The sequence below is a fragment of the Halorubrum sp. LN27 genome, from assembly GCF_016635065.1.
Lineage (GTDB): Archaea > Halobacteriota > Halobacteria > Halobacteriales > Haloferacaceae > Halorubrum > Halorubrum salipaludis.
The window spans coordinates 751,700-777,672 of the sequence record NZ_JAEPET010000001.1 but is presented as its reverse complement, the minus strand read 5'-3'; the positions used below and the strand labels follow the sequence as shown (position 1 = coordinate 777,672).

At 70.0% G+C, this 25,973-nt stretch carries 29 protein-coding genes; 19 read left to right on the top strand and 10 right to left on the bottom strand.

Features of this window, described 5'->3' with window-relative positions:
• Nucleotides 1-69: 69 nt before the first annotated feature.
• The gene (locus JIN95_RS03770) at nucleotides 70-321 is read right to left on the bottom strand and encodes a hypothetical protein (RefSeq protein WP_095636589.1); all 252 of its coding nucleotides are present in this window, start codon (nucleotides 319-321) and stop codon (nucleotides 70-72) included.
• A gap of 173 nt (nucleotides 322-494) precedes the next feature.
• On the opposite strand from JIN95_RS03770, the gene JIN95_RS03765 reads away from it, so the two are divergent.
• Complete coding sequence (locus JIN95_RS03765; protein WP_200530548.1) at nucleotides 495-2,111, top strand: long-chain-fatty-acid--CoA ligase; 1,617 nt, start codon at nucleotides 495-497, stop codon at nucleotides 2,109-2,111.
• A 33-nt stretch (nucleotides 2,112-2,144) separates the two neighbouring features.
• Here the strand turns inward: JIN95_RS03765 and ftsY are convergent, their stop codons facing one another.
• The 9 genes from ftsY to JIN95_RS03720 form a co-directional block, all read right to left on the bottom strand.
• Nucleotides 2,145-3,236 carry a signal recognition particle-docking protein FtsY gene (gene ftsY / locus JIN95_RS03760; protein ID WP_200530547.1) on the bottom strand — a complete coding sequence of 364 codons (1,092 nt, stop codon included), beginning with the start codon at nucleotides 3,234-3,236 and terminating at the stop codon, nucleotides 2,145-2,147.
• Nucleotides 3,237-3,245: 9 nt separating this feature from the next.
• Entirely contained in the window at nucleotides 3,246-3,701 is a 456-nt protein-coding gene (pfdA, locus tag JIN95_RS03755; protein WP_095636586.1) for a prefoldin subunit alpha, read from the bottom strand.
• Complete coding sequence (rpl18a, locus tag JIN95_RS03750; RefSeq protein ID WP_095636733.1) at nucleotides 3,701-3,877, bottom strand: 50S ribosomal protein L18Ae; 177 nt, start codon at nucleotides 3,875-3,877, stop codon at nucleotides 3,701-3,703. The genes pfdA and rpl18a overlap by 1 nt, the downstream gene beginning before the upstream one ends.
• 63 nt (nucleotides 3,878-3,940) lie before the next feature.
• Nucleotides 3,941-4,756, bottom strand: coding sequence for an ABC transporter permease subunit (locus tag JIN95_RS03745; RefSeq protein ID WP_200530546.1), 816 nt, complete (start codon nucleotides 4,754-4,756; stop codon nucleotides 3,941-3,943).
• The gene (locus tag JIN95_RS03740; protein ID WP_200530545.1) at nucleotides 4,753-5,805 is read right to left on the bottom strand and encodes an ABC transporter ATP-binding protein; all 1,053 of its coding nucleotides are present in this window, start codon (nucleotides 5,803-5,805) and stop codon (nucleotides 4,753-4,755) included. The genes JIN95_RS03745 and JIN95_RS03740 overlap by 4 nt, the downstream gene beginning before the upstream one ends.
• 89 nt (nucleotides 5,806-5,894) lie before the next feature.
• The gene (locus JIN95_RS03735) at nucleotides 5,895-6,560 is read right to left on the bottom strand and encodes a translation initiation factor IF-6 (RefSeq protein WP_200530544.1); all 666 of its coding nucleotides are present in this window, start codon (nucleotides 6,558-6,560) and stop codon (nucleotides 5,895-5,897) included.
• A 1-nt stretch (nucleotide 6,561) separates the two neighbouring features.
• Nucleotides 6,562-6,840, bottom strand: coding sequence for a 50S ribosomal protein L31e (locus JIN95_RS03730; protein WP_004050129.1), 279 nt, complete (start codon nucleotides 6,838-6,840; stop codon nucleotides 6,562-6,564).
• The gene (locus JIN95_RS03725) at nucleotides 6,841-6,993 is read right to left on the bottom strand and encodes a 50S ribosomal protein L39e (protein ID WP_004050128.1); all 153 of its coding nucleotides are present in this window, start codon (nucleotides 6,991-6,993) and stop codon (nucleotides 6,841-6,843) included.
• A 96-nt stretch (nucleotides 6,994-7,089) separates the two neighbouring features.
• Entirely contained in the window at nucleotides 7,090-8,205 is a 1,116-nt protein-coding gene (locus JIN95_RS03720; protein WP_200530543.1) for a M20/M25/M40 family metallo-hydrolase, read from the bottom strand.
• 560 nt (nucleotides 8,206-8,765) lie between these two features.
• Here JIN95_RS03720 and msrA point away from each other — a divergent pair.
• From msrA to JIN95_RS03630, 18 genes are all read left to right on the top strand, one after another.
• Nucleotides 8,766-9,302, top strand: a complete 537-nt coding sequence (gene msrA, locus JIN95_RS03715; protein ID WP_095636581.1) for a peptide-methionine (S)-S-oxide reductase MsrA — start codon at nucleotides 8,766-8,768, stop codon at nucleotides 9,300-9,302.
• Between the two features lie 328 nt (nucleotides 9,303-9,630).
• Complete coding sequence (ribH, locus tag JIN95_RS03710; RefSeq protein WP_095636580.1) at nucleotides 9,631-10,035, top strand: 6,7-dimethyl-8-ribityllumazine synthase; 405 nt, start codon at nucleotides 9,631-9,633, stop codon at nucleotides 10,033-10,035.
• A gap of 27 nt (nucleotides 10,036-10,062) precedes the next feature.
• Nucleotides 10,063-11,217 carry a pyridoxal phosphate-dependent aminotransferase gene (locus tag JIN95_RS03705; protein WP_095636579.1) on the top strand — a complete coding sequence of 385 codons (1,155 nt, stop codon included), beginning with the start codon at nucleotides 10,063-10,065 and terminating at the stop codon, nucleotides 11,215-11,217.
• Between the two features lie 121 nt (nucleotides 11,218-11,338).
• Entirely contained in the window at nucleotides 11,339-11,851 is a 513-nt protein-coding gene (locus tag JIN95_RS03700; protein ID WP_095636578.1) for a universal stress protein, read from the top strand.
• A gap of 79 nt (nucleotides 11,852-11,930) precedes the next feature.
• Complete coding sequence (gatC, locus tag JIN95_RS03695) at nucleotides 11,931-12,266, top strand: Asp-tRNA(Asn)/Glu-tRNA(Gln) amidotransferase subunit GatC (protein ID WP_095636577.1); 336 nt, start codon at nucleotides 11,931-11,933, stop codon at nucleotides 12,264-12,266.
• Nucleotides 12,267-13,574 carry an Asp-tRNA(Asn)/Glu-tRNA(Gln) amidotransferase subunit GatA gene (gatA, locus tag JIN95_RS03690; protein ID WP_200530542.1) on the top strand — a complete coding sequence of 436 codons (1,308 nt, stop codon included), beginning with the start codon at nucleotides 12,267-12,269 and terminating at the stop codon, nucleotides 13,572-13,574.
• Nucleotides 13,575-13,664: 90 nt separating this feature from the next.
• Complete coding sequence (locus JIN95_RS03685; RefSeq protein ID WP_200530541.1) at nucleotides 13,665-14,450, top strand: hypothetical protein; 786 nt, start codon at nucleotides 13,665-13,667, stop codon at nucleotides 14,448-14,450.
• Nucleotides 14,451-14,579: 129 nt separating this feature from the next.
• Nucleotides 14,580-15,086 carry a DUF5797 family protein gene (locus tag JIN95_RS03680; protein WP_095636574.1) on the top strand — a complete coding sequence of 169 codons (507 nt, stop codon included), beginning with the start codon at nucleotides 14,580-14,582 and terminating at the stop codon, nucleotides 15,084-15,086.
• Between the two features lie 151 nt (nucleotides 15,087-15,237).
• Entirely contained in the window at nucleotides 15,238-16,407 is a 1,170-nt protein-coding gene (coaBC, locus tag JIN95_RS03675) for a bifunctional phosphopantothenoylcysteine decarboxylase/phosphopantothenate--cysteine ligase CoaBC (RefSeq protein ID WP_200530540.1), read from the top strand.
• A gap of 154 nt (nucleotides 16,408-16,561) precedes the next feature.
• The gene (locus tag JIN95_RS03670) at nucleotides 16,562-17,836 is read left to right on the top strand and encodes a monovalent cation/H+ antiporter subunit E (protein WP_233138936.1); all 1,275 of its coding nucleotides are present in this window, start codon (nucleotides 16,562-16,564) and stop codon (nucleotides 17,834-17,836) included.
• Nucleotides 17,833-18,138: a cation:proton antiporter gene (locus JIN95_RS03665; protein WP_004050115.1), complete on the top strand. Its 306-nt coding sequence runs from the start codon at nucleotides 17,833-17,835 to the stop codon at nucleotides 18,136-18,138. The genes JIN95_RS03670 and JIN95_RS03665 overlap by 4 nt, the downstream gene beginning before the upstream one ends.
• Nucleotides 18,138-18,464 carry a monovalent cation/H(+) antiporter subunit G gene (gene mnhG / locus JIN95_RS03660; protein ID WP_095636732.1) on the top strand — a complete coding sequence of 109 codons (327 nt, stop codon included), beginning with the start codon at nucleotides 18,138-18,140 and terminating at the stop codon, nucleotides 18,462-18,464. The genes JIN95_RS03665 and mnhG overlap by 1 nt, the downstream gene beginning before the upstream one ends.
• Complete coding sequence (locus tag JIN95_RS03655; protein WP_095636572.1) at nucleotides 18,461-19,087, top strand: DUF4040 domain-containing protein; 627 nt, start codon at nucleotides 18,461-18,463, stop codon at nucleotides 19,085-19,087. Before mnhG ends, JIN95_RS03655 begins: the two co-directional genes overlap by 4 nt.
• Nucleotides 19,084-19,791, top strand: coding sequence for an MnhB domain-containing protein (locus JIN95_RS03650; RefSeq protein WP_200530539.1), 708 nt, complete (start codon nucleotides 19,084-19,086; stop codon nucleotides 19,789-19,791). The genes JIN95_RS03655 and JIN95_RS03650 overlap by 4 nt, the downstream gene beginning before the upstream one ends.
• Complete coding sequence (locus JIN95_RS03645) at nucleotides 19,788-20,345, top strand: cation:proton antiporter subunit C (RefSeq protein WP_200530538.1); 558 nt, start codon at nucleotides 19,788-19,790, stop codon at nucleotides 20,343-20,345. The genes JIN95_RS03650 and JIN95_RS03645 overlap by 4 nt, the downstream gene beginning before the upstream one ends.
• A complete protein-coding gene (locus JIN95_RS03640) occupies nucleotides 20,338-22,005 on the top strand; it encodes a proton-conducting transporter membrane subunit (RefSeq protein ID WP_095636570.1) in 1,668 nt (555 codons plus the stop codon). The genes JIN95_RS03645 and JIN95_RS03640 overlap by 8 nt, the downstream gene beginning before the upstream one ends.
• A complete protein-coding gene (locus JIN95_RS03635; protein ID WP_200530537.1) occupies nucleotides 22,002-24,119 on the top strand; it encodes a cation:proton antiporter in 2,118 nt (705 codons plus the stop codon). The genes JIN95_RS03640 and JIN95_RS03635 overlap by 4 nt, the downstream gene beginning before the upstream one ends.
• Nucleotides 24,116-25,903 carry a Na(+)/H(+) antiporter subunit D gene (locus JIN95_RS03630; RefSeq protein ID WP_200530536.1) on the top strand — a complete coding sequence of 596 codons (1,788 nt, stop codon included), beginning with the start codon at nucleotides 24,116-24,118 and terminating at the stop codon, nucleotides 25,901-25,903. Before JIN95_RS03635 ends, JIN95_RS03630 begins: the two co-directional genes overlap by 4 nt.
• The last annotated feature ends 70 nt before the right edge of the window (nucleotides 25,904-25,973 follow it).

Below are 25,973 nucleotides of genomic sequence, written 5' to 3'. Positions count from 1 at the left end.
AGTTTAAATACCGACCGGAGCGGTTCCGCCGGATCGCCGTCGGCGGTCAGGCGGTCTCGTCGTCGAGGGTCAGGCGGTCTCGTCGTCGGTGGTGTCGGCGTCCGGATCGGCGCTCGCAGCCGCCGCGTACCGCTGTCTGAGTCGGAGCGCGCCGAGCGCACCGATCGCGAACGCGACCGGCAAGACGGCGTCGGCTGGGTCGCCCGAGAGCGCGCGCTGTGCGGTCAGCCCCGCCATCAGGGCGAAGAGCAGCGCCATCAGCCCGGCGATCGGGGTCACGTAGCCGTCGGTGGCCGGCGTCCGGTCGGATCCCTCGCTCATGTGGAAAACTGAGGGAGGACGGGTTAAAAACCCGAGGCGAACGCGATCGAGGCGGGCGTGATGGAGGCGAACGCGATCGGGGGTCGACCCGATCGGTCGGACATGTTCGCCCGGTCGCGTCCGGCTTGCATCGGCCGCAAACGCTTTTATGCATCATAGATAGTGATAAACCGATGCGAAAACCGCTACTGACGACGGACTTCTTAGACCGGGCGCGACGGCACTACGCCGACGAGGAGGCCGTCCTCGCCACGGACGGGACGCGGTACACCTACGCCGAGCTGGGCGACCGCGCGGACCGGTTCTCCGCCGCCCTCCAAGCGCGGGGGATCGAGAAGGGCGACCGCGTGGCGGTGTTGGACCCGAACACGCACTACCACCTGGAGGCCGCCTACGGCGCGATGCAGGTCGGCGCGATCCACACGCCGCTGAACTACCGGCTGACGCCCGACGACTTCTCGTACATGCTCTCCGACGCCGGGGTCGACGCCGTCTACGCCGACGCCGAGTACGCCGGCAACATCGAGGCGATCCGCGAGGAGGTCCCCACCGAGACGTTCCTCACGGACGACACCGACGCGGTCGAGGGCGACTGGGAGTCGGTCGAGGCCGCGCTCGACGACGCGGACCCCGACGCCTACGAGCGCCCGGAGATGGACGAGGACGACGTGATCACGATCAACTACACCTCCGGGACCACGGGCGACCCGAAGGGGGTCTGTCGCACCCACCGCGCCGAGACGCTCCACGCCTACCTCATCGCGATCCATCAGGAGATCACCGACGACGACGTGTACCTCTGGACGCTCCCGATGTTCCACGTCAACGGGTGGGGACACATCTACGCGATCACGGGGATGGGCGCCCGGCACATCTGCACCCGCGGCGTCGACGTCGCGGAGACGTTCGACCGGATCCGCGAGGAGGACGTGTCGTACTTCTGTGCGGCGCCGACCGTGCTCAACATGCTCGGCGATCACCACGCCGAGCACGGCGGCGCGACGACCGGCGCCAACGACGTGCGGGTCGCCACCGCGGGCGCGGCGCCCCCGGAGGCGACGATCCGGACCGTCGAGGAGGAGTTCGGCTGGGATCTCAAGCACGTGTACGGCGCGACCGAGACGGGCCCCCTCGTGACGACCTCGGACGCCAAGCGCCACTACGACGCCGGCGCCGACGACCGGTTCGCGGTCAAGAAGACCCAGGGGATCGGCTACCTCGGCACCGACGTGCGCGTCGTCGACGAGCACGGCGAGGACGTGGCCGCCGACGGCGAGACGATCGGCGAGATCGTCGTCCGCGGCAACCAGGTGATGGACCGCTACTGGAACAAGCCCGAGGCGACCGAGCAGGCGTTCTCGGAGCGGCTGGAGGGGTACTACCACATGGGCGACCTGGCCGTCGTCGACGAGGACGGCTTCGTCTCGATCCAAGACCGGAAGAAAGATATCATCATCTCCGGCGGCGAGAACATCTCCTCGATCGAGTTAGAGGACACCCTCTTCGAGCACGACGCCGTCTCCGACGTCGCAGTCATCCCCGCTCCGGACGAGCGGTGGGGCGAGACCCCGAAGGCGTTCGTCGTCCCGGCGAGCGGCGACCCGGACGATCCGGGCGCGACCCGCGAGGAGCTCAAGTCCTTCGTCCGAGAACGCGTCGCCGACTACAAGACGCCCGGCGAGGTGGAGTTCGTCGCCGAGCTCCCGACCACGGCGACCGGGAAGATCCAGAAGTACGAGCTGCGCGAGCGCGAGTGGGACGAGGAAGACCGGATGGTCGGGGAGGGGTAGCCGAAAAACGCAGAAGGATCGACGGCCGCCGTCTCAGTCCTCGCCGAGCAGGCTCTGGACGAGCTCCTCGGGCTCGAACAGGGTGAGGTCGTCGTACCCCTGTCCGGTGCCGAGGAAGAGGATCGGCTTCCCGGTGACGTACGCGACGGAGATCGCGGCGCCGCCCGAGGAGTCGGCGTCGGCCTTCGTCAGGATTGCGCCGTCGATCTCGGCGGCGTCGTTGAACTCCTTCGCGCGGTTCACGGCGTCCTGGCCCGCCACGGCCTCGTCGACGAAGATGGTCATGTCCGGGTCGACGACGCGGTCGATCTTCTCCAGTTGCGCCATCAGGTCGTCGCTCGTGTGGAGCCGGCCCGCGGTGTCGCCGAGGACCACGTCGATGTCGTTCGCCTCGGCGTACTCGACGCCGTCGTAGATGACGGCGGCGGGGTCGCCGCCCTGATCGTGGCTGATCAGGTCGCGGTCGAGCCGGTCAGCGTGCTCCTGGATCTGTTCGTTGGCGCCCGCCCGGTAGGTGTCGCCGTTCGCCATCACGGACGAGTAGCCGCGGTCGGCGAGCCATTCCGAGAGCTTCGCGATGCTCGTCGTCTTCCCGACGCCGTTGACGCCGGTGAAGACGATGGTGACGGGTTTCTCGGCCTCCGCGATCCGCTCTTCGAAGTCGAACTGCCCGACGGCGATCACGTCGAGGAGCGCGTCGTGAAGCGCCGACTCGACGAGTTCGCCGGTCGTCTCGACCTGTTTCCGGGACTCGCCGAGCATGCTCTCGCGGACCGACTCGAGGATCTGCTCGGCGACGCTCATCTCCACGTCGCTCTCCAAGAGGGCCATCTCGAGGTCCCACAGCGGCTCCTCTAAGTCCTCCTCCTCAATGATGATCCGCCCGGTCGCGAACGCCTTCGCGCGCTGGAAGGTACTGGGCCCGTTGTCGTCGGCGCCCTCGTCCTCAGTATCCGCGGCGGCGTCAGCGGTGGCGCTGTCGGGGGCCTGGTCGGTCTCGGAGGAGGCGGAGGCGTCGCTCTCTGTCGCCTCGGGGTCGTCCTGCTCCGCGGGCTCCTCGACCTCGGCGTTCTCCTCGACGTCCTCTCGGAAGCCCGAGAGCTTGTCCTTCAGTCCGTCGAACACGGTCCGTCGTTACTCCTCGTCGCCCTGCTGTTGCTGCATCTGCTGCATCTGCTGCTGCTGCATCTGCTGTTGCATCTGCTGGGCCTGCTGTTCGAGCTCCTCGCTCTCGCTCTCGAGCTCGTCGACCTCCTCCTGCGTCTCCTCGATGCGGTCGTCGAGCGCGTCGCGCTTGCGACCGAGCACGTCGATGGCGTCCTCCTCGCTCTGCTCCGCGGAGTAGTTGCCGCCGAGCGAGACGATGATCTCGTCGATGTCCTGGACCTCGGCGCGCACGTAGGCGCCGCCGCCGAGCGGGACCTGCACCGTCGAGCCCGTGTCGAGGGTCTCGATCGCCTCGATGGCGTCGTCGATGTCGGTCTGCTCCTCGCGGTAGTCGGCGATCTCGGCCTCGAGCGCCTCGATCTCCTCGTCGAGCGCCTGCAGCTCCTGGGAGAGCTGCTGGAGCTGCTGTTGCCCGCCGCCCATCATGCCGCGGACACCTCCTCGATCTCGATCTGGGTGCGCTTCCGGTTGTGCTGGCTCCCGACCGTGGTGTAGATGCGCTCGCGGGCGAGGTCCTCGTTCTCCGCCTCGACGTCCTTGGTGAACGGCTGGAAGCCGTCTCGACTCTGGAACCGTCCACTCACCGTGTAGGTACTCATGTTCACCGATCCGGCAGGGACAGGGAAGTATCTTCCTAAAAAGCGAGACGGTCAGACGCGCGGTCACCCGGCGAGGTCGGCCCGCCGGAACCGAAGGACGGCGAGGAGAACGAGCGCCGCCGTCGCCGCCAGCAGGATGCCCGCGCCGACGACATCGTACTCGGCGTTCACGAGGATCGCAGAGGGGTCGTAGTGGGCGGTGGGGCTGATCGAACCCGCGCGGTCGTACTCGCTGCTGGCCGCGAGCGACTCGAACATGAACAGCGCGAACAGGCCACCGAGCGCGACCCGCTGGGCGATTCCCGCCCGCGAGACGAGCGTCGAGACGGCGATCCCGAGCGCGACGCAACACAGGTGGTACGGCACCGCGAGCGCGTGGACGGCGGCGAGCCGTTCGACCGCGATCGTCTCGCCCACCGCGAGCACGCCGACGTACGCGACGATCGGGAGAACGACGTTCAGCAGGACGACGAGGGGCACGAGCCCGAGGAACCTCCCGAATACCACGTCCCGGCGCGCCACGGGCGCGGACAGCGTGAGGTCCATTCGACCGGAGGCCACGTCGCCCGCGATCGTTCCGCCGCTCAGGTACGCGAGGTAGAGCCCGACTAAGAGCAGCCACGCGAACTGGTAGAACTCCACCGCGAGGAACCCCTCGATCGTGGAGATGGAGATGATCCCGAACGCCTCCTGAAACGCCGGCGGGAACGACTCGACGTAAGCGTCGAGGTCGATCCCGGCGCTCGACATCGACGGGAAGAAAGCCAGAAACAGCAGGAGGAACCCCGACAACAGTCCGGTCAGGACGACCGAGCCGCGGGCCCTCCCCGCCGCCTCGTACCGCGCGATCGCCAGCCACGGGGCGGGGCGATCGCTCATCGCTCGCCCCCGTCGGCGTCCGTACCGGTCGCGGGGGCGGACACCTCGGTGTCACGGGCCCCACGGGTCCCACCGCTCTCGCCCGCTTCCCGGTCCGCAGAGGACTCTCGGTCCGCGGGGGACTCCCGGTCCGCGGGGGGCCCTCGCCCCGCTCCTCGACGCCCCGGTCCCGGCACGTCCCCGTCGTAGAAGGTCATAAACGCTTCCTCGAGCGGGGCGTCGACGACCTCCAGGTCGCGGACGGTAAACCGGTCGAGCAGGTCGATCAGCGCGTCGTACTCGCCGGTCCACGTGAACGAGACGGTCTCGCCGACGCGGAGGTTCATCGCGCCGCGGACCTCGAAGGCCTCGCGGGCGACGTCCTCGGCGACGCGGACGCGAACCTGTTTGCCGCCCCGCGATCGGAGGTCCTCGACCGTCTCGACCGCGGCGAGGCGACCCTCCCGGAGCACGCCGACGCGGTCGCAGAGGGCGGCCACCTCGCCAAGCACGTGCGAGGAGAGGAGCACGCTCGCGCCGCCGTCGACGCGCTCGCGCACCAGCGCGGCGAACTCCTCCTGGAGGAGCGGGTCGAGCCCGGAGGTCGGCTCGTCGAGGAGGAGCAGATCGGGGTCGTGCATGAACGCGGCGACGAGGGCGACCTTCTGGCGGTTCCCTCGCGAGAGGTCGCCGATCCGCCGCGACTCGTCGAGCCCGAACCGCTCGACCAGCGCCTCGCGGCTCCCCGACCCGCGGAGCGCGGCCTGATGGTCGAGGAACGCCTCGGCGGTTCGGTCCTCGTCGAGCCCCGGATCGCCCGGGAGGTAACCGATCCGTTCGCGGGCGGCGCGGGACTCTCCCGGGTTCGTCGCGTCGTGACCCAGGAGCGTCGCTCCGCCGCTCGTCGGCGACAGGAACCCGAGGAGGGTGCGGATCGCGGTCGTCTTCCCGGCGCCGTTCGGCCCGAGGAAGCCGAACACCTCGCCGTCCGCGACGGTGAACGACACGTCTTCGATCCCGCGGACGTCGCCGTAGTACTTGGTCAGACTCCGGCACTCGATGGCGGGCATACCGCCCGCAACTCGGCGTCGAGTCTTAAAATGGAGGGAAGATCGCGGTACGAAGCGCGGATCGAACTGCGAGAGTACCGAACGCCCGCTCAGTCGATGAAGCCGAGCGTCTCCTCAATCCGGCCCAGCTCGGGGCCGGTGGTGTCCTCGCCGACGACGTACCCCTCGTCGGTGGCGACGAGCCCCGAGCCGACGAGCGGGGCGCCGTAGTTGATCGTGCCGAGGTCGGCGCGCACGTCGAGCGCCTCCTCGACGGCCTGCAGCTCCGACTCGGTCGACTGAGGGTGACAGAGCACGCCCGTGTTGTTGGCCACCGCGGCGGTGCCGACCGTCCGCACGTCGCCGAGGTCGCCGCGGACCACGGGGACGTCGAGGGTCTCTCTGATCGTCACGATCGACTCGCGCGGGAGGTCCGGATGGACGTAGGCGCCGTAGTCGTTCGCGAGGACGACGTTCCCGGCCGCGTTGATCTCGCCGGGAAGCTCGCCCACCTCGCGGTCGGCGGCCTCGGCGATCCGCGACTTCTCGCGCTCTCTGACCCGCGCGGAGACGAGAATCCCGTTCTCGTTACCCGTCGCGAGGGAGCCGACGGTGTTGGAGCCGCCGACCGTCGTGAGGAGGGGCTCAGCGCCCAGTTCCTCGCCGAGCGCCTCGGCGAGGTCCTCGTCGACGTCCGGCCGGACCAACAGGGTGTCGTCGATCGCGCGGGCGAACACGCCCACGTACGACGAGCCGGTGAAGGTCGCCCGTAACACGTTACTCGGCGTGCTCGGCTTCGACGACGGGCTCGCCGTCCTCGACGAACCGGGCCGCGCGGACGCGGACCTTGCTCGGCGGGTTCTGGCGCCCGTTCGCCCAGACGGCCTCGTTGACCGAGGTGTCGATGACGACTTCCTCCTCGTCGACGGAGAAGTGCTGCGCGAGGTGTTCGCGGACGATCTTCATCGCGAAGTCGGCGCGTTCCTGGACCGGCTTGTCGTTGGCGTCGCGGAGCGGGACGGTGACGACGCGCTCCTCGAAATCACTCGTCGACATTTACTCGTCCAGGTCGTTCCGGCGCCAGTTGCGCCGCTTGGGGTTTCGCGTGACGTTCATGTCGGTCTTCATCATGACCCACGCGGGGACGCGGGTGTTCTGGCGTTCCGCCTTCGCCAGACGCTTCTTTTGAGCCTTCGACTTGTCTCCCATAGTGGCGCACACTATCTCCGGCCCGCATAAAACCCCTTCCATACGGGCCCGATCCCCCGCGCCGAGCGGACCGCCCCGACGGGGGTCGTCGCCTCGTCACTCGCGGTCCGCGATCGCCCGGTAGATCCGGTAGCAGCGCTCCAGCACGTCAATTCCGACGCTCTCGGTGTCGGTGTGCGCCTCGCCGGGCTCGGAGGCCCCGCAGACGAGGCAGTCCGCGCCGGCCTCGGCGAGCCACCCCGCGTCGGTCGCGTGCGGCTTGACGACGTGTTCGGGCGCGTCGAGGCCCAGGTCGTCGTGGACCTCGCGGGCCGCCGCGAGCGCGGCGTCGGCGAAGGCGTCGTCGCCGCAGGCCATGGGCGGGAGGTCCTGATCGACCTCCCACGCGACCCCCTCGACCGCGTCGGCGGCGCAGCCGATGTCCGCGCGGTCGCCGGGGACCGTGCGCTCGTCGATCGTCACCTCGCAGCGCTCCGGGATCACGTTCCACGTCTCGCCGCCGTGGACCATCGTCACCGCGAGCGACCCGGAGACGCGCTCGCCGAAGACGGTGGACTCCGGGGCGTCGAGCCCGCGGACCTCGTCGATCGCGTCGCTCGCGCGGTAGATCGCGTTCTCGCCGGCCGCGGGCTCGGAGGCGTGCGCCGCGGTCCCGCTCGCGACGAGCGTCGACGCGCGCCGGCCCTTGTGCGCGACCGCCACGTCGGTGACGCCCGGCTTCGAGTAGTCCGTCGACCCCTCGGCGACGACCGCGCGGTCGGGGACGAACCCCTCGTCGATCGCGTGGCGCGCGCCGGTCCCGCCAACCTCCTCGCCGACGAACGAGGCGACCGCGAGCTCGCGCCCGGCCGGCGGCTCCGCGTCGCGGAACGCGAGCATGCAGGCCGCCACCGCGCCCTTCATGTCGGCCGCGCCGCGCCCGTAGATCCGACCGTCGCGACGGTTGACGACATAGTCGCCGGCGTTTCCGTCCCCCGCTGTCTGGCGGTCCGCGGGCGGGACCACGTCGTGGTGGCCGACGAAGGCGAGCGTGTCGGCGTCGGGGTCGTCGGTCGCGCCTTTATACGCGATGACGTTGCCGACCGCGTCCCGGTCGACCCGCGCGTCGGTCTCCGCGCGGAGCCACTCTGCGATCGCGTCGCCGGCGGCGGTCTCGTCCTCGTGCGACGGGATCGCGACCAGCGTCTCGGTCAGGTCCGCGAGTTCGTCCATAGGACTGGATGGTGGCTCGGTGGGTTAAAAACTGAGTCCGAAGAGGGTTCGTAACAAGCGATCCCGGTGGCGCGCGCCTCCGAGCGGCCGACAGGCCGCGAGGAGCGCGTGCGAGGGACGCGGCGAACGCGAGCGGCGAAGCCGCGAGCCGTGAGCCGCGAGGCTGGGGAGGCGTGAGGCTGCGGTGCTGTCAGGGCGGGACTCAAAGGGGCAGTCGCGAGGCGGACAGAGGCGTTCACGAGAGCTCCGCTCTCGTGAGCCAATCAGAACGCTTCGCGTTCTGATGACGACGCAAGCACCGCAGGGAACGAGCGGAGCGAGTGACGAGGAGCGCAGCGAGTGACGAGGAGCGCAGCGAGCGTCTGTCCGCCTCGCGACTGGGGCTTTGGGGGCCTTCGCAGTTAGCTCGACGACAACCGCGTATCACCGAGCGGCTGGGGCTTTGGAGGTCTTCATCGTCGATCCAAAGTCACCAGCTTATGTACAGGAACTCTCTGAATCGACCACTGATCGCGCATAAGCGCGCGTGATTAATACGTCTCCGAGCCCTTGCGACGAGTATGTCCGATCAGTTCGAAACCGCGACGCTCGGCGGCGGGTGCTTCTGGTGCGTCGAGGCGGCGCTCGAACAGCTCGCCGGCGTCGAGTCGGTCACCTCCGGCTACGCCGGCGGTCACGTCGACGACCCCACCTACAGGCAGGTCTGCTCCGGGAACACCGGCCACGCCGAGGTCGTCCAGGTGGAGTTTGACCCCGACGTCATCGCCTACGACGAGGTGCTGGAGGCCTTCTTCGAGATCCACGACCCCACCCAGCTCAACCGCCAGGGCCCGGACGTGGGGAGCCAGTACCGCTCGATCGTCCTCACCCACGACGAGGCGCAGCGCGAAATCGTTGAGGCGTACGTCGACGCGCTCGACGAGGAGTACGACGACGACGTGGTGACCGAGATCGAGCCGCTGGAGACGTTCTACCGCGCCGAGGAGAAACACCAGGACTACTTCGCGAAGAACCCCGACGACGCCTACTGCACCTTCCACGCGAAGCCGAAGATGGAGAAGGTGCGCGAGAAGTTCGAGGCGAAGGTCGCGAACTAAGGCGTCCGGGTCGCTGTCGTTCTTTCTCGACCATCGACCGACTGCGTCTGTTACCTCGCGGTGAACTCCTCCAAAGCCCCAGCCCGCACGGCACTGCACAGCCTCACGCCTCCCCAGCCTCGCGGCTCACGGCTCGCGGCTTCGCCGCTCGCGTTCGCCGCGTCCCTCGCACGCGCTCCTCGCGGCCTGTCGGCCGCTCGGAGGCGCGCGCCACCGCTATTGGCCGTTTATAAGTACATTCAGTCATGTTCATCTCTCTCGATCGCGTTCGACCGGCAACCCTGCGGTCGAACGGTAGACCTTTGCCGTCCCCGATGCGAGCGAGCGTATGGTCTCGCTGGGACTGGTGGTGGCGCGGTTCAACGACTCCGTCACGGAGCCGATGGCCGAGGCCGCCCGGGAGGCGGCCGCCGACCGCGACGCCGTCGTCGTCGACGAACTGAGCGTGCCGGGAGCGTACGACAGCCCGCTGGCCGCCGACCGGCTCGCGCGACGCGACGACGTCGACGCCGTCGCGGTGGTCGGCGCCATCGTCACCGGCGACACCGACCACGATCACGTGATCGCGAACGCGACCGCCGACAAGCTCACGCAGGTGAGCCTCGACCGCGACACCCCCGTCACGTTCGGCGTGAGCGGGCCGGGGATGTCCGGCGCGGAGGCGCGCGAGCGCATCGACAAGGGCGCGGACGCCGCCGAGGCGGCGATCGACCTCGCGGAGGAGCTCGACTGACCGGCACCCACGATTCACCACATCACAATGAGCGACGCATACGACTTCTCAGAGCGGATCGGACGCGTAGAGCCCAGCGCCACGCTGGCGATATCGAACCTCGCAGCGGAGAAGGAGGCCGAGGGCGCCGACATCGTCGACCTCTCCGTCGGCGAGCCCGACTTCGACACGCCGGCGAACGTCGTCGAGGCGGGCAAGGACGCCCTCGACGCCGGCCACACCGGCTACACCTCCTCGAACGGGATCCCCGAGCTCAAGGAGGCGATCGCGGCGAAGCTCCGCGACGACGGGATCGACGCCGACGCCGACGAGGTCGTCGTCACCCCCGGCGGCAAGCAGGCGCTGTACGAGACGTTCCAGACCCTGATCGACGACGGCGACGAGGTCGTCCTCCTCGATCCGGCGTGGGTCTCCTACGAGGCGATGGCGAAGCTCGCCGGCGCCGACCTCTCGCGGATCGACCTGGCGCCGCACGGCTTCCAGCTCGAGCCGGCGCTCGACGCGCTCGCGGAGGCGGTCTCCGACGACACCGAGCTGCTCGTCGTCAACTCCCCGTCGAACCCCACGGGCGCCGTCTTCTCGGAGACGGCCCTGGAGGGCGTCCGCGACCTCGCGGTCGAACACGACGTGGCCGTGATCTCGGACGAGATCTACCAGCAGATCGTCTACGACGCCGACCACGTCTCGCTGGCGAGCCTTGACGGGATGGCGGACCGCACGATCACCGTCAACGGCTTCTCGAAGGCGTACTCGATGACCGGCTGGCGGCTCGGCTACCTCCACGCGACCGAGGAGTTCGTCGGGCAGGCCGGCAAGCTCCACTCCCACTCGGTCTCCTGTGCGGTCAACTTCGTCCAGCGCGCGGGCGTCGAGGCGCTGGAGAACACCGACGAGTCGGTGACGGAGATGCGCGACGCGTTCCGGGACCGCCGCGACCTCCTCGTCGACCTGTTCGACGAGCACGGCGTCGACGTCGACGTCGGCGACGGCGCCTTCTACATGATGATCCCCGTCGACGACGACGACCAGGCCTGGTGCGAGGCCGCCATCGAGGAGGCGTCCGTCGCCTGCGTCCCCGGCAGCGCGTTCAACGCGCCGGGGTACGCTCGGATCTCTTACGCCGCGAGCGAGGAGCGCCTCCGCGAGGCGGTCGACCGGCTGGTGTCGAACGACCTCTTATAACATCGGCCAGCGCGGCGCCCGTTTTGCGAGGGATCGTCGCGCAGTCGGGTGAATCGCGCGATATCGAGGATCTGCGGGGGTTTTTTGCCGACACTGTCCGAAATTCCGACTTGGTGGTTGGATGTACGACACCATACTGTATCCGACGGACGGGAGCACCGGGTCGGAGACGGCGGCGAGGCACGTCCGCGAACTCGCGTCCGCGTTCGACGCGGCGGTTCACGTCCTGTACGTCGTCGATACGACGCATCTCGGTGCGGGGATGGCGGGCGCCTTCCTCGCCGACGAGGGGTCGGGACTGAGCGGAGAGGGCGTCGAGGGGAGCGAGCGGGGGATGGTCGGCGACCGGAGCGACGTCGAGGAGCGCCGCGCTGTGCTCTCCGACCGCGCCGAAGAGGTCGTCGAGGAGGCGGCGTCGGCCCTCGGCGACGTCGAGACGGTGACCGCCGTCGAACACGGGACCCCGCACTCGGCCATCCTGAAGTACGCCGACGAGAACGGGGCCGATCTCGTGGTGATGGGGACGCACGGCCGGACCGGCGTCGAGCGATACCTGCTCGGCAGCGTCGCGGAGAAGGTGGTTCGGCTGGCGGACCCGCCGGTGGTGACGGTCCGAGCCGACGAGGGCGACTGAACCCCGGATTTTTCAGCGGGAGGTGCCAGCCCATGCGGCGTTCCGAAACCCTTACTCCCGGAGCGCGACACCTCCGCGTATGAGCGATACGTCCGAGTCGACGGATGACGCGGAGGCGGCGCCCGACGGGGGCGACGACGCCGCGAGCGCCGTCGACGCCGAGGAGGTCCGACACGTCGCGGAGCTCGCGAGGGTGCGGCTCGACGACGACGAGGTCGCGGCGTTCGCCGACCAGTTCGGCGACATCCTCGACTACTTCGAGGCGCTCGACGAGGTGCCCGAGACGGACCGCGAGGAGGAGCTCGTCAACGTGATGCGCCCCGACGAGGTCGAGAAGGGGCTCTCCCAGGAGGAAGCGCTGTCGAACGCCGAAGAGACCGAAGACGGCTTCTTCGTGGGGCCGAAGGTGTCGTAGATGGCGGCCGACTACAACGCCTTCATCACGGAGGCGACGATCGAGGGCGACGCGGACGCCGACGGCCCCCTCGCGGACAAGACCGTCGCGGTCAAGGACAACATCTCCACCGAGGGGATCCGGACGACCTGCGGCTCCGAGATGCTCGCGGACTACGTCCCGCCGTACTCCGCGACGGTCGTCGATCGCCTCACGGCGGCGGGCGCGACGGTGGTCGGCAAGACGAACATGGACGAGTTCGGGATGGGCACGACGACGGAGACCTCGGCGTTCGGCCCCACGAAGAACCCGGCCGACCCGGAGCGCGTCCCCGGCGGCTCCTCCGGCGGATCGGCGGCCGCGGTCGCCGCGGGAGACGCGGACGTCGCGCTCGGCTCCGACACGGGCGGCTCCGTGCGGTGTCCGGCCGCCTTCTGCGGCGTCGTCGGCATCAAGCCCACCTACGGGCTCGTCTCGCGGTACGGGCTCGTCGCGTACGCGAACTCCTTAGAACAGATCGGCCCGATCGCGGGCACCGTCGAGGAGGCCGCGGCCGCGCTCGACGCCATCGCCGGCGACGACCCCAACGACGGGACCACGCGCGACCTGAGCGAGGTCGAGGGCGCGGACCCCGACGCGAGCTACGCCGCGGCCGCCGACGGCGACGTCGACGGGCTGACGGTGGGCGTCCCCACCGAGCTGTTCGAGGGCGCCGACGAGCGCGTCGTCGAGACGGTCGAGGCCGCGATCGCGGACCTGGAAGACCGGGGCGCGGAGACGACCGAGATATCGCTGCCCTCGGTCGAGCACGCGGTGCAGGCGTACTACGTCATCGCGATGGCGGAGGCGTCCTCGAACCTCGCGCGCTTCGACGGCGTGCGGTACGGGAACCGCGCCGAGTCGGACGGCAACTGGAACGAGTCGTTCGCGGAGACGCGCGAGGAGGGGTTCGGCGCGGAGGTCAAACGCCGGATCCTGCTCGGCACGTACGCGCTCTCGGCGGGGTATCACGACAAGTACTACAAGAAGGCGCAGGACGCCCGCGCGTGGGTCCGGCGGGACTTCGAGGAGGCGTTCGCGGACGTGGACGTGATCGCGTCGCCGACGATGCCGGTGCTCCCCTTCGAGCTCGGCGAGAGCCTCGACGCTCCGCTCCGGATGTACCTCGCGGACGCGAACACGACGCCCGTGAACCTCGCGAACCTCCCCGCGATCTCGGTGCCCGCCGGTGAGGCCGACGGCCTGCCCGTCGGCCTCCAGCTGGTCGGGCCGAAGTTCGACGAGGAGACGGTGATCCGCGCCGCGAGCGCGGTCGAAGACGCCAGCTGAACGTCGCTTCCGCCGGCTCTTAATCCGCCTAAAACCGCGTTGAGCGTCTCGTCAGGTTATGTGCCTCCCGCCCCTCCTCCCGAGCGCATCATGACCGAAACCGAATCGACGACGGACGCGTTCGATCGTGAGAGCGTTCGCTCCGCCAGTCGGATCGCCATCGCGGCGCTCGCGCTGGTGGGCGTTCTGTACCTGTTCACGCTGCTGCCGGGCGTCGACCGGCTGGTCCCGCTCACGCCGGTCACCTTCGCCGCGGTCGCCAGCGCGGTGGTGACGGTCGCGGTCGTCGCCCTCCTCCTGTTCGCCGCGCCGAAGGTCGCCTCGCTGACGCGCACCGCACTCCACCGGACCGACGCCGCCGACCACGTGGAGCGCATCGCCGAGAACGCCGGCGCATTGGCCTACTGGCTCGTCGTGCTGGCAGCCGTGCTGGTCGCCCACCGCGGGCTCGCCGGCGCGGTCGTCCCCCTGATCGACGGGTTCGCGTGGGCGTACGACGCGGCGTTCCTGGTCGCGTCGTTCGTCCCGCTCGTCTTCGTCGTGGCCCGGCTGACCGTGACCGTCGACCCGCTCTCGGAGCTCGTCGCCGACCGGGTTTCCGGGTCCGAATCGGCGGGAGACGACCCGACTGAAGACGCCGACGGCCCGGGTACAGACGCGGACGGGGCGGAGCCGTCGGCCGGTGATGACCCCGGCGAATCCGCGGACGCGCCCACGGACGCTGATGGGCCCACCGCGATCGACGCGGCCGGCTCGCAGGGCCACTCGATCGGAGAGCGATGGGGCGTCGACGACGAGTCCGGAGACGCGCACGACAAGAGCGCGGCCGACGAGGGAGCGGCCGACGAGAGCGCGGACGACTCGACGAGCTCCTGACTCGGACCGGTGATCGACTGGACCGGTCGGCCGAACCGATCATGACGGCGGCGGCCGACCCCTTATTCTACCTCGTCGGCCCGGATCGCGATCCGGAACGTCCATACCCGCCCCGGTGAACGACCACGTATGGCGCTGACCGACGAGGAGCGGAGCCGGCTCGCCGACGTCGTCCGCCTCCAGCCGACGAAGAACGGCGAGCTGCAGGACGCGTGGGACCTGGAGAGCGGCAGCGAGGTCCACCAGTACCTCGAGAACCACCTCAAGGAGTACTACTACCGCGACGACGACAGCCTGATCCGGTCGACCGCGGAGGCGAACGACCTCGTCGACGTCGAGCCCGGGATCGAGGCCGACGCCGTCGCCAAGGGCGGCGCGCCGGAGACGATCCGCGTCCCCGAGCTGGAGGCCCGGGTGTTCGAGGTCGTGGCGGGCCCAGACGAGCGGTCGCAGTCGGTCGTGGCCGTGCTCAACGCGGTCCGCGAGGCGTTCGACCTCGACCCAGACGTGGACGAGGTTCGGCGCGCCCTCCGGAGCCTCGAACGGAAGAACGTGGTCGAGGTGGTGTACCGGACCGTTCCGACGTTTAAACTGGCCGTCGAGCGCGACGAGATCACCGTCGAGATCGCGGAGTAGCCCGCGGCCGACGCCGAGGAGTAGTTCGCCGCCGAAGCCGAGGAGTAGCTCGCCGCCGACGCCGCCGGCTCTCCGGCGGCGCGGCGACCGCGGAGGGACGGCGTTCCGCAACGACACCTTATAAGCCGCCGGGGCCGGAACCCTCTCGGTAATGCTACAGGGGGTCAACGTCGCGCTCGGCGTCTCGGGGAGCATCGCGGCGGTGAAGGTCGTCGAACTCGCCCACGAGCTGCGCCGCCACGGGGCGAGCGTCCGCGCCGTCATGTCCCCGGCGGCGACGAACATCGTCCACCCGTGGGCGGTCGACTTCGCGACCGACGAGCCCGTCGTCACCGAGATCACCGGGAGCGTGGAACACGTCGAGCTGTGCGGCCGCGAGGGGTGGGCCGACGTGCTCCTCCTCGCGCCCGCGACCGCGAACACCGCGGGGAAGGTCGCGGCCGCGATCGACGACACCCCTGTCACGACCTGCGCGACGACCGCGCTCGGCGCCGACGTGCCGGTCGTGATGGCACCGGCGATGCACGAACCGATGTACGACCACCCGGGCGTGCTGGATGCGCTCGACCGGCTGGAGGACTGGGGCGTCCGGTTCGCGGACCCCCGGATCGAGGAGGGGAAGGCGAAGATTGCCGCCGAGGACGACATCGTGACCGAGGTCGCCCGCGCGGCGACGCCGGGGTCGCTCTCGGGGGCCCACGTCGTCGTCACCGCGGGCGCGACGAAAGAGCGGATCGACCCGATCCGAATCTTAACGAACCGCGCGTCGGGGAAGACCGGCCGGGCCGTCGCCCGGGCGCTGTACGTCCGGGGCGCGACCGTGACGCTGGTGCAGGACGGTCCGGACGTCCCCTACGCCGACGTGGTCGCTGTCGAGACCGCGGCGGAGATGATGGAGGCGTGCCGCCGGACCGCGGCCACCGCCGACGCGCTGATCTCCGCGGCGGCCATCTCCGACTTCACCGCCGACGCGGTCGATCAGAAGATCCGGTCCGGGTCGCCGCTGTCGGTCGACCTGGAGCCGACGCCGAAGCTGATCGACTCGGTGCGGGAGGCGTACCCGGACCTCCCGATCGTCGGGTTCAAAGCCGAGACGTCCGGCGACGACGACGCGATGATCGCCGAGGCGGCGCGGATCCGCGATCGGGTCGGCCTCGCGTTCGTCGTCGCCAACGACGCGAGCGTGATGGGCGCCGAGGAGACGCGCGTCCTCCTCGTCGGCGAGGAGGGGACCGAGCCCGAGGAGGCGGTCGGCTCGAAGGACGCCGTCGCCGGCCGGATCGCCGACCGGCTGGCCGCGGAGCTCGGTCGGTCGGCGTAGCGACCGGCCGATCCGCGGCGACGGGTCCGCACCCCTCGCTCGCCCCGAAACCGTCGCGGATACAAACTGTTTTGAGGCGGTAGAGAAAGGATCGGGACAGAGATACACATGTGCATAGAGACGGCGAAACTCGGCTCCGTCGGAGGTGTGGTGGGTGGCTGACACCGACGCCGCCGGCGACGCCGACGACGAGGGGGCCGGCAGCGGGACCGCCGGCGGCGACGCCGCCGACCGCTCCGGCGACGACGCGGATCGCGGCGCTCCGGCCGCGCCGACCGGGGGACTCGTCGTGCCCGTCGAACCGACGCCCACCCTCCGGGCGACGATCGCGTACGCGGTCGAGGCGGCGGTCGACGACGGCTTCTCCACGATCCACCTCGTGGAGATCGCGTCGTGGCGGAACGGCGACCCCGACGCCGACAGTCGGGCGGCCAAGGCCGAGCGCGTCCTCGAACGCGCCGAGGCGTGGGCGAACTCCGACCTCGACGACCTCGACGGGGACCGTCCCCCGGTGACGGTGGCGACGGAGCTCATCGGGGCCGACGAGTACCTGTTCGGGCCGGACGACTACGTCCGCGTGCTCGCCGCCTACGCGAAGGAGCACGACGCCGGCGCGGTGCTGCTCGACCCGGAGTACACGCCCGTCGGCAACACCACCCTGCTCCAGCCGCTGGAGTTCGCGCTGTCGAACACCTCACTGACCGTCGAGACGGCGCCGGTGACCCGACCGACCCGGCGCGAGCGGCTCCGGAGCGAGGCGACCGGGGGCCGGTTCGTCGCGATGTTCGGCTTCTCGCTCGCCTTCTACCTCCTGCTCGGCGACCCGTTCTACTGGTTCGACTGGGTGACGGGTATCGCGACCGCGGCGATCGTCTCGATCACCCTCTCGCGGGTCAGCATCGACACCGAACCGGCGATTCCGCGGACGCCGATGCGGGTGGTTCGCGGCGTGATCTACGTCCCCGTCCTCCTCTTCGAGATCGTCAAGGCGAACGTCGAGATCGCCCGGGTGATACTGGACCCGCGGCTCCCGATCGAGCCGACGCTGAACCGGATGCGCGTGATCGTCGGCAGCGGGCTCCCGCTGATGACGCTCGCGAACTCGATCACGCTGACGCCCGGGACCCTGACGGTCCGCGCTCGCGACAGCGACCTGTACGTCCACTCGCTCATCCCGTCCGCCCGCGACGGGCTCTTCGACGGGTCCCTGGAGCGCTGGACGCGGTTCGTCTACTACGGGCGGGCGTCGGCGCGGCTCCCGACCCCGCGCGAGCGCGACGACTGCGCGATCCTGCAGGGGCCGGACGCGACCGAGGAGCTGCCGATCGCCGCGGCCGACGGCGGCGCGGAGCCCTCTGAGAGCGGTGAGACGCCGCCCGAACCGGACGAAGGGAGCGACGCCGCGACGCCGGAGGTGACCGACGGATGAGCGTCGTCGACGCCGCGCTCGTCGCCGGCTACACCGTCGGCGACTTCCTGCTTCTCGCGGCCGCGGGGTTCACCGTGCTCGCGATCGGGATGCTCTACCGGGCCGTGAAGGGGCCGACGATGCAGGACCGGGTGCTCGCGGTGAACGTGCTCGGAACGAACACCGTCGTCATCCTCGCCATCCTGAGCGCCGCGCTCTCTGAGCCGACGTTCCTCGACATCGCCTTAGTGTACGCGCTGTTGAACTTCCTGATGGCGATCGCCATCTCGAAGTTCACCGTCGAGCGGGGTGGTGTGCTGTGATGGACGCGCTCGGGACCGCCCGCGTGGCGCTCGTCGTCGCGTTCACGCTGCTCGGGCTGTTCTTCACGTTCGTCTCGATGACGGGCGTCCTCCGGCTTCCGGACGTGTACTCGCGGGCGCACACCGCCTCGCAGGCGGACACGCTCGGCGCCGGCTTCGGGCTGGCGGCGGTCGCGCTCACGATCGGCTGGGAGGCGGCCGGAGTCAAGAGCGTGCTCCTGCTGTTCTTCATCTTCGTGACGAACCCGACGGCGGCCCACGCGATCGCCCGGGCCGCCTTCGAGGAAGGGACCGTGCCGTGGACCGAGGGGGACGAGCGCCGATGACGGGCGCGCTCTCCCTCGCGGGCGGGTCGGCCGCCGCGGTCCCCGCCTCCGCGGGCCCCCTCTCCGCCGCCCCGGTCGTCGCGCAGGTCACCGCGATCGAGGCGAGCCTGCTCGCGTTCGTCGTGCTCACGGCGCTCGCGACCGCGTTCGCCCGGGACGTGCTCGCGGCGGTCATCGTCTTCGGGGCGTACAGCCTCGGGATGGCCGCACTGTACACGTTCTACCGCGCGCCCGACGTGGCGCTGACGGAGGCCGCGATCTCCGCCGGCGTGACGACGGTCCTCCTGCTGTTGACGCTCGCGAAGACGACCAGGATCGACCACGAGGCGGCGTTCGAATCGGTGAACCTCCCCGCCGCCGGCGCCGCCGGGTTCCTCTTCGCCGGGCTGTTGCTCACCATGGGAGACATCCCGGCGATCGGCTCGCCGGACGCGCCGGTCTGGTCGAACCCGGACGTGACGCAGTGGTACCTCGCGGAGACGTACGCACAGACCCACGTGGAAAACACCGTGATGGCCGTGCTGGCGGCGTTCCGCGGATTCGACACCTTCGGCGAGGCGGTCGTCGTCTTCGCCGGCGGAATCGCCGCGCTGCTCGTGCTCCACCGGGAGGTGTTCGCATGAGCGACGCCGTCGACGACACCGACATGACCGACACAGCAACCGACGACCCGGTCGACGCGACCGCCGACGCCTCGACGGACGAGGGGGCCGGCGAGGAGCTCCCGCCGCACCGCGCCGCCCCCCGGTCGGGGCGGCTCGACTCGGACGCGCGGCAGGGGACGCCCTACACCGAGAGCCAGGTGATCATGCCGACCGTGAAGGTGGTCGCGCCGTTCGCGTTCACCTTCGGCCTCTTCATCACCTTCCACGGGAGCGGCTCGCCCGGCGGCGGGTTTCAGGGCGGCGCGATCATGGCCGCCGTGGTGTTCATGATCGCGTTCGCGTTCGGCATCGAGTCGACGCGCGACTGGCTCGCGAACACCGTCGTCGTCGCACTCGCGGTCGGCGGCGCCCTCGCGTTCGCCGGGATCGGGCTCGTCCCGGTCGCGCTCGGCGGGGCGTTCCTCCAGTACGACCTGCTGCCGATCCCGATCCTCGACCCCGTCAAGTACGGGATGGAGGGCGTGGAGGTGATTGGGATCGCGCCCATCGTCGCCGGCGTGCTCATGGGGCTGTTCTTCCTGTTGGCGAACGGCTTCGCCACCGAGAACGGCGGGTTCGGAAACGGATCGCTCGATGAGGACGGATCGCTCGATGAGGACGGCTCGCTCGACGAGGACGGCTCGCTCGACGGGGAGTCGGCCGACGCCGGGGGTGACCGATGACGGGCGCTCTCGACGCCGCGGTCGGCGCCGCCTCGGCCCCCGCGTCCGCCCTCGTCTCGGTCCTCGCCTCCGGGACGGCGGCCGCCTCGGCGGTCGACGTGTTGACGACGAGACACGCGTACGTCGCGTTCGCGCTCCTGTTGTGTATCGGCCTCTACATGATGATCGCCAACCCCAACCTCGTGAAGAAGATAATCGGTCTCAACCTGTTTCAGACGGCTATATTCCTGCTTTTCATCACCTCGGCGTACGTTGAGGGCGGCGCGATCCCGATCATTTCCGAGGGGGCAGCCGAGACGCAGACGTTCGTCAGCCCGCTCCCGCACGTGATCGTGCTCACCGCCATCGTCGTCGGCGTGAGCCTCACCGCGGTGGGGCTCGCGCTCTGTATCCGCATCTACGACGAGTACGGGACGCTCCGCACCGACGTGCTCCGCGACCTGCTGCGCGACGAGGGGTCGCTCCCCGAGCGGCCGGCGCTCGGCGGCGCCGGCGCCGGCGGGACTCCGGCCGACGAGTCAGCGGTCGCCGACGGAGGTGAGACGGATGAGTGACGTGCTCCTCCCGGTCGCCATCGCCCTCCCGCTCGTCGCCGCGACGCTCCCGCTCGCGCTCGGCCTGAAGTACGAGCGCGCGGGGTGGCCGGTGGCGGCGGTCGCGACGACCGCCCTCGCCGGGCTCGCGACGGCGATCGGCGTCGAGGTGGCCCGAAACGGGCCGCTCTCGCACGCGCTCGGCACGTACGAGCCGCCGATCGGGATCGAGCTGGTGGCCGACGAGCTGTCGGTCGCGGTGCTCGCCCTCGTCGCCGCCGTCTCGCTGGCGACGCTCGCGTTCGCGCGCGTCGCCGGGCCGCGCGGCAACTCGTTTTACAGCGGCTACCTGCTCTTGGTCGGCGGGCTCACCGGGCTCGTGCTCACGGGCGACCTGTTCAACATGTTCGTCTTCCTCGAGATCGTCGGGATCTCGACGTACGCGCTCATCGCGGCGGACCGGTCCGGGGCGAGCGCGTACGCCTCCCTGAAGTACCTCGTGGTGGGGACGGTCGGCGCCTCGCTGTACCTGCTGGGCGTCGGCTACGCGTTCCTCGCGACGGGGACGCTCAACATGCTCGACATGCAGGTCCAGATCGTCGAGCAGGCGAGCTACGCCGACCCGCTGATCCGCGCGAGCTACGCGCTGATCGTCGCCGGGCTCGGCCTGAAGATCGCCGTGTTCCCGATCCACGCGTGGCAGCCGGACGCGTACCAGCGCGCGCCGGACGCGGTGACGACGATCGTCGCCGCGCTCGTGTCGACCGCGAGCGCGTACGCGCTGATCCGGGTGTCGTACACCGTCTTCACGGTCGACTTCCTCGCGGCCAACGACGCGATCACGACGGTCATGCTGATCGTCGCCGGCGCGTCGATCCTCGCGGGCTCCGCGCTCGCGGCGATGCAGTCCGACCTCAAGCGGATGTTCGCGTACTCCTCGGTCGCCCAGTTCGGGATGATCGTCGCCGCGGTCGCGCTCGCGAACGAGACCGCGCTGCTCGGCGGGATCGTCCACCTCGTCGGCCACGGACTCCTGAAGTTCGGACTGTTCCTCGGGATCGGGCTGCTGGCGCTCGGCTACGGCGCCCGCGAGCTCGACGACCTCGCGAGCGCGGCCCGGTCCGCGCCGTACACGGCCGGCGCGGTCGCCCTGCTCGGGCTCGGCCTCGTCGGGATCCCGCCGTCGATCGGCTTCCTCGGGAAGTGGTACATCGGCGTCGGCGCGGTCGAGGCGAGCCTGGACGGCGGTGACCCGGCCGGGATCGGGATCGCGGCCGTGATCTTCGTCAGCACGCTGTTCACGCTGTCGTACGTCGCGCGGGTGATAGAGCGGTTCTACTTCGCCGGCGTCGGGCTCTCCGACGGTCACGGCGAAGGCGACCACGGTGACGGGCACGACGAGGACGGTCACGGTGACGACGGCCACCAAGACGCCCACGGCACCGGCGTCGCTGCCGACGGCGGCCGCGAACCGGCGGCCGCCGCCGGATCCGGGACCGAAAGCGACGCCCCCCTCACGCCGGTCGAGGGGGCGCCGCGATCGCGGTTCGTTCCCGACCGCGTGCCCTCGGCCCCGCTCGTGATCTTGGTCCTCGCGGCGCTCGCGACCGTCGCGCTCGGGTTCGCCGGCTACGCGCTGTTCGAGTGGTTCGACCCGTTCCTCACGGAGGTGTTCGCATGACTGACGTACCCATAACCGATCTACGACCCCTACTGGCGGTCCTGGTCTCGTTCGTCGCGGCGTTCTTCATCGTCGCGTCGTACCGTTCCCCGAACGTCCGCGAGGGGTGGACGATCGCGGCGGCGGTCGCGAAGTTCGCGATCGTTGCCTCGATGCTGCCGGCCGTCCTCGACGGCGCGGTGTTCGAGTGGTCGCTCGGGGCGTTCCTGCCCGGCATCGAGTTCGTGCTGCGCGCCGACGCGCTGGGCATGCTGTTCGCGTTCCTCGCGAGCGGGCTCTGGATCGTCACGTCGTTCTACAGCATCGGCTACATGCGCGGGAACGACGAGACGAACCAGACGCGGTACTTCGCCGCGTTCGCGGTGTCGCTGTCGGCGACGATGGGGATCGCGTTCGCGGGCAACCTCGTGACGATCTTCGTGTTCTACGAGATCCTCTCGATCGCGACGTACCCGCTCGTCGCCCACGACGAGACCGACGAGGCCCGCGCGGCGGGCCGGAAGTATCTCGCGTACACGATGTTCGGCGGCGGCGTGCTCGTCCTCGCCGGAACCGCGCTCGTCTACCTGATCGCCGGCAACGTCTCGTTCACCGCCGGCGGTATTCAGGAGCTGGCGAACGCGGACCCCGGCCTCGCGATGCTCGCCTTCTTCCTCCTCGCGATCGGGTTCGGCGTGAAAGCCGGCATCATGCCGCTTCACCAGTGGCTCCCCGAGGCGATGGTCGCGCCGACGCCCGTCTCCGGGCTGCTCCACGCGGTCGCGGTCGTCAAGTCCGGCGCGTTCGGCGTCTCGCGCGTCGTCCTTGACGTGTTCGGGCCGGAGCTCGTCTTCGATCTCTCGCTCCCCTTCGGCTTCTCGGCCGGGCTCGTCCTCTCGACGATCGGCGCGATCACGCTCACCGCGGCCTCCATCATCGCGCTGCGGAAGGACCACCTGAAACAGCGCCTCGCCTACTCGACGGTGAGCCAGCTGAGCTACATCATCCTCGGGCTCGGGCTGTTCGGCTGGTACGGGCTCGTCGGCGCGCTGCTGCACATCCCGGCGCACGCGTTCATGAAGCTCACCCTGTTCTTCTGTGCGGGGAACCTCCACGTCTCGACGCACACCGACTACATCTCCGAGATGGCGGGGATCGGCAAGCGGATGCCCCTGACGATGGGGGCCTTTACCGTCGCCTCGCTCGGGATGGCGGGGATCCCGCTGCTCGCCGGGTTCGTCAGCAAGTACTACATGCTGATCGGCGGGGTCCGGATGGGCGCCGAGCTGACGCCGGTCGCCTACTACCTCGTCGGGGCGCTGCTGCTCTCCGGCGTCCTCAACATCGCGTACTTCTGGCCGGTGATCTACACCGCCTTCTTCGAGGCGGAGGACGCCCACGACGCGAAGCCGCTCGTCGACTTCCGGATGGGCGGGGAGTCGCGGTCGACGCTGGCGGCGACCGATGGGGGTCGCGAAGCTGATGACGCGGCGACAGACGGGGGGCGACCAGAGGACGAAGACGGAGAAGAAGACGACGAGGCCGACATCGACGAGGTCGTCGAGAGCGCCGAGGGCGACTCGGCGGTCGACGCCGGGGACGCGGAGTCCGACGACGCCGAGGTGCCGGACGACTCCGACATCCCCGACGCGGAGATGGACGACCTCCCGACCGACGAGGACGGGGTCGTCCGCCCGGACTTCGACACGAGCGACCGGGACTTCTCCGAGCCCGCGGAGCGCGTCGACACGGGTGATTACGCGGTCGACCAGCGCCCGTCGGACGCGGACGTGCCGTTCGGCGTGGGTCGGAGCGACGACGATGACGGGGGCGGCAGCGAGCCGGACCGCGTCGGCGATGACGCCGGTCGCGGTGAAACCGCCCACGACGACACGACCCACGCAGACCACGACGACCACGGCCACGCCGGCGGACCGCCCGCGGGCGGCTGGGAGCACGTCGCCGGTCTCGACGCCCTCCGCGGGCGCGAGTCCACCTGGTTCATGCTCGCTCCGATCCTCACCGCGATGAGCCTCGCGGTGCTGCTCGGCGTGATCCCCTACGAGATGGGCTTCCTGGAGCTGATCGAGCTCATCGTCGACACGCGGCTTCCGGAGGAGGTGATGCGGCCATGAACTCGGTCCTCACCTCGGTGCCGCCGTACGTGCTGCTCGCCGTCGCCGCGCTCGCCGTGCTCGCGCTCCCGCGCCGGCTCGGCCACGCGGCGGCCGCGCTGGCGACCGCCTTCACGTTCGTCCAGGCCGTCCTGCTCGGCGACGGGGGGACGGGCGCGCACCTCGCGACGCAGCTGTTCGGCTTCGACGTGGTCTTCTTCAACGTCGACCAGTTCTCGCTGCTGATGGGGGTCGTCGTTGGGTTCCTCGCGACCGCGGCCGTGCTGTACGCGTACGGCACGGAGGCGCCGACGTGGGTGACCGCGTTCGCGCTGATCTACGTCTCCTCGACGGTCGCGACGATCTACGCCGGCGACTGGCTCACCCTGATCTTCTTCTGGGAGCTGATGGCCGTCACCTCGACGCTGCTGGTGTGGCAGTACGGCGGGGAGGCGGTCCGGGCCGGCTACCGCTACGCGCTGTTCCACGGGATCGGCGGGACGTTCTTCCTCGGCGCCGTCGTCGTCCACGGGGCGTCGATGCTCGGCAGCGTGCCCGCCGCCGAGATCTTCCTGTTCTCGTCGACGACGGGGATCCACGCCTCCGCGACGCTGCTCGCGGCGATCGGGATCGGCGTCAACTGCGGGTTCATCTTCCTGCACACGTGGCTGCCGGACACCTACCCGCGCCCGCACGTCGCGGCGTCGGTGTTCCTCTCGGTGTTCACGACGAAGACGGCCGCGTACGTGATGTACCGCGCGTTCCCAGAAGGGGGGATGTGGCTCGCGTACCTCGGCGGGTTCATGGCCGTCTACGGCGCCTTCTTCGCGCTGTTGCAGTACAACCCGCGGCGCCTGCTGTCGTACCACATCCAGGCGCAGCTCGGCTACATGCTCGCCGGGTTCGGGCTCGCGACCTACGTCGGCGAGTTCGCGGTCACCGGCGGCTTCGCGCACCTGTTCAACAACGTCCTCTACAAGAGCTTGCTGTTCATGGCGGTCGGCGTCGTGATCTACCGCACGGGCGTCGAGGACATCCGGGACATGGGCGGACTGTGGCGGGTGATGCCGGTCACCTTCCTCGTCTACCTCGTCGGCGCGGCCTCGATTACGGCCGTGCCGGGGTTCAACGGGTTCATCTCGAAGGGGATGGTGATCGACTCCGCCCACGAGGTCCACAACTACGAGCTGCTGTTCGGGGAGGGACTGCTCTGGTGGCTGCTCATCCTCGGCGGCGTGGGGACGTTCATGTCGTTCATCAAGCTCGGCTACTACATGTTCTTCCACGGCTCGGCGACGCTGTCGCCGAAGGACGCCACGCCGTTCCAGACCGCCGGCATGCTGCTCGCGGGCGGCGCGTGCGTCTTCTTCGGCACGCCGTTCACCTACGGCTACCTCATCGACCTGATGCCGTTCACCGCCGAGGTCGCGTCGGAGCTCCACCCCTACAGCACGAGCCACCTGACCGAGTCGGCGTGGCTGATGGGGGCCGGCTTCATCGGCTTCTTCGCGCTGAAGCGCCCCCTCGGCTGGCTCGCCCACCGGATGCCCGACGCCGACGCGGTGACGTACCCGGCCGTGTTCTACCTCGCCCGCGGCTCGATCTGGGGCGTCACCGAACTGTGGGCCGCCGTCGACCGCGCGGTGATGAACGCCGTCGCGGCCGTCGAGTGGACCGCGATGCACCCGCGGGAGGCGCTCGGACGCGCCGGCGTCGACGTCGAGATCCGGACCGGGATCGGCCGGAGCGTCCTCTTCTTAACGCTCGCCGCCGGGGTCGCGCTGTTCGTGTTCGTGCTCGGCTAGCGCGGCGCGCGGTGGGCGATAGGTGCCGGGCCGCGACAGTTTTTATAAGGTCGTCGTCGCACAGACCCGT

Coding starts and splice junctions, on each gene's coding strand:
- JIN95_RS03770 (WP_095636589.1), bottom strand. CDS start 321: ATGAGCGAGGGATCCGACCGGACGCCGGCCACCGACGGCTACGTGACC.
- JIN95_RS03765 (WP_200530548.1), top strand. CDS start 495: ATGCGAAAACCGCTACTGACGACGGACTTCTTAGACCGGGCGCGACGG.
- pfdA (WP_095636586.1), bottom strand. CDS start 3,701: ATGGGCGGCGGGCAACAGCAGCTCCAGCAGCTCTCCCAGGAGCTGCAG.
- rpl18a (WP_095636733.1), bottom strand. CDS start 3,877: ATGAGTACCTACACGGTGAGTGGACGGTTCCAGAGTCGAGACGGCTTC.
- JIN95_RS03745 (WP_200530546.1), bottom strand. CDS start 4,756: ATGAGCGATCGCCCCGCCCCGTGGCTGGCGATCGCGCGGTACGAGGCG.
- JIN95_RS03740 (WP_200530545.1), bottom strand. CDS start 5,805: ATGCCCGCCATCGAGTGCCGGAGTCTGACCAAGTACTACGGCGACGTC.
- JIN95_RS03730 (WP_004050129.1), bottom strand. CDS start 6,840: ATGTCGACGAGTGATTTCGAGGAGCGCGTCGTCACCGTCCCGCTCCGC.
- JIN95_RS03725 (WP_004050128.1), bottom strand. CDS start 6,993: ATGGGAGACAAGTCGAAGGCTCAAAAGAAGCGTCTGGCGAAGGCGGAA.
- JIN95_RS03720 (WP_200530543.1), bottom strand. CDS start 8,205: ATGGACGAACTCGCGGACCTGACCGAGACGCTGGTCGCGATCCCGTCG.
- msrA (WP_095636581.1), top strand. CDS start 8,766: ATGTCCGATCAGTTCGAAACCGCGACGCTCGGCGGCGGGTGCTTCTGG.
- ribH (WP_095636580.1), top strand. CDS start 9,631: ATGGTCTCGCTGGGACTGGTGGTGGCGCGGTTCAACGACTCCGTCACG.
- JIN95_RS03705 (WP_095636579.1), top strand. CDS start 10,063: ATGAGCGACGCATACGACTTCTCAGAGCGGATCGGACGCGTAGAGCCC.
- JIN95_RS03700 (WP_095636578.1), top strand. CDS start 11,339: ATGTACGACACCATACTGTATCCGACGGACGGGAGCACCGGGTCGGAG.
- gatC (WP_095636577.1), top strand. CDS start 11,931: ATGAGCGATACGTCCGAGTCGACGGATGACGCGGAGGCGGCGCCCGAC.
- gatA (WP_200530542.1), top strand. CDS start 12,267: ATGGCGGCCGACTACAACGCCTTCATCACGGAGGCGACGATCGAGGGC.
- JIN95_RS03685 (WP_200530541.1), top strand. CDS start 13,665: ATGACCGAAACCGAATCGACGACGGACGCGTTCGATCGTGAGAGCGTT.
- JIN95_RS03680 (WP_095636574.1), top strand. CDS start 14,580: ATGGCGCTGACCGACGAGGAGCGGAGCCGGCTCGCCGACGTCGTCCGC.
- coaBC (WP_200530540.1), top strand. CDS start 15,238: ATGCTACAGGGGGTCAACGTCGCGCTCGGCGTCTCGGGGAGCATCGCG.
- JIN95_RS03665 (WP_004050115.1), top strand. CDS start 17,833: ATGAGCGTCGTCGACGCCGCGCTCGTCGCCGGCTACACCGTCGGCGAC.
- mnhG (WP_095636732.1), top strand. CDS start 18,138: ATGGACGCGCTCGGGACCGCCCGCGTGGCGCTCGTCGTCGCGTTCACG.
- JIN95_RS03655 (WP_095636572.1), top strand. CDS start 18,461: ATGACGGGCGCGCTCTCCCTCGCGGGCGGGTCGGCCGCCGCGGTCCCC.
- JIN95_RS03650 (WP_200530539.1), top strand. CDS start 19,084: ATGAGCGACGCCGTCGACGACACCGACATGACCGACACAGCAACCGAC.
- JIN95_RS03645 (WP_200530538.1), top strand. CDS start 19,788: ATGACGGGCGCTCTCGACGCCGCGGTCGGCGCCGCCTCGGCCCCCGCG.
- JIN95_RS03640 (WP_095636570.1), top strand. CDS start 20,338: ATGAGTGACGTGCTCCTCCCGGTCGCCATCGCCCTCCCGCTCGTCGCC.
- JIN95_RS03635 (WP_200530537.1), top strand. CDS start 22,002: ATGACTGACGTACCCATAACCGATCTACGACCCCTACTGGCGGTCCTG.
- JIN95_RS03630 (WP_200530536.1), top strand. CDS start 24,116: ATGAACTCGGTCCTCACCTCGGTGCCGCCGTACGTGCTGCTCGCCGTC.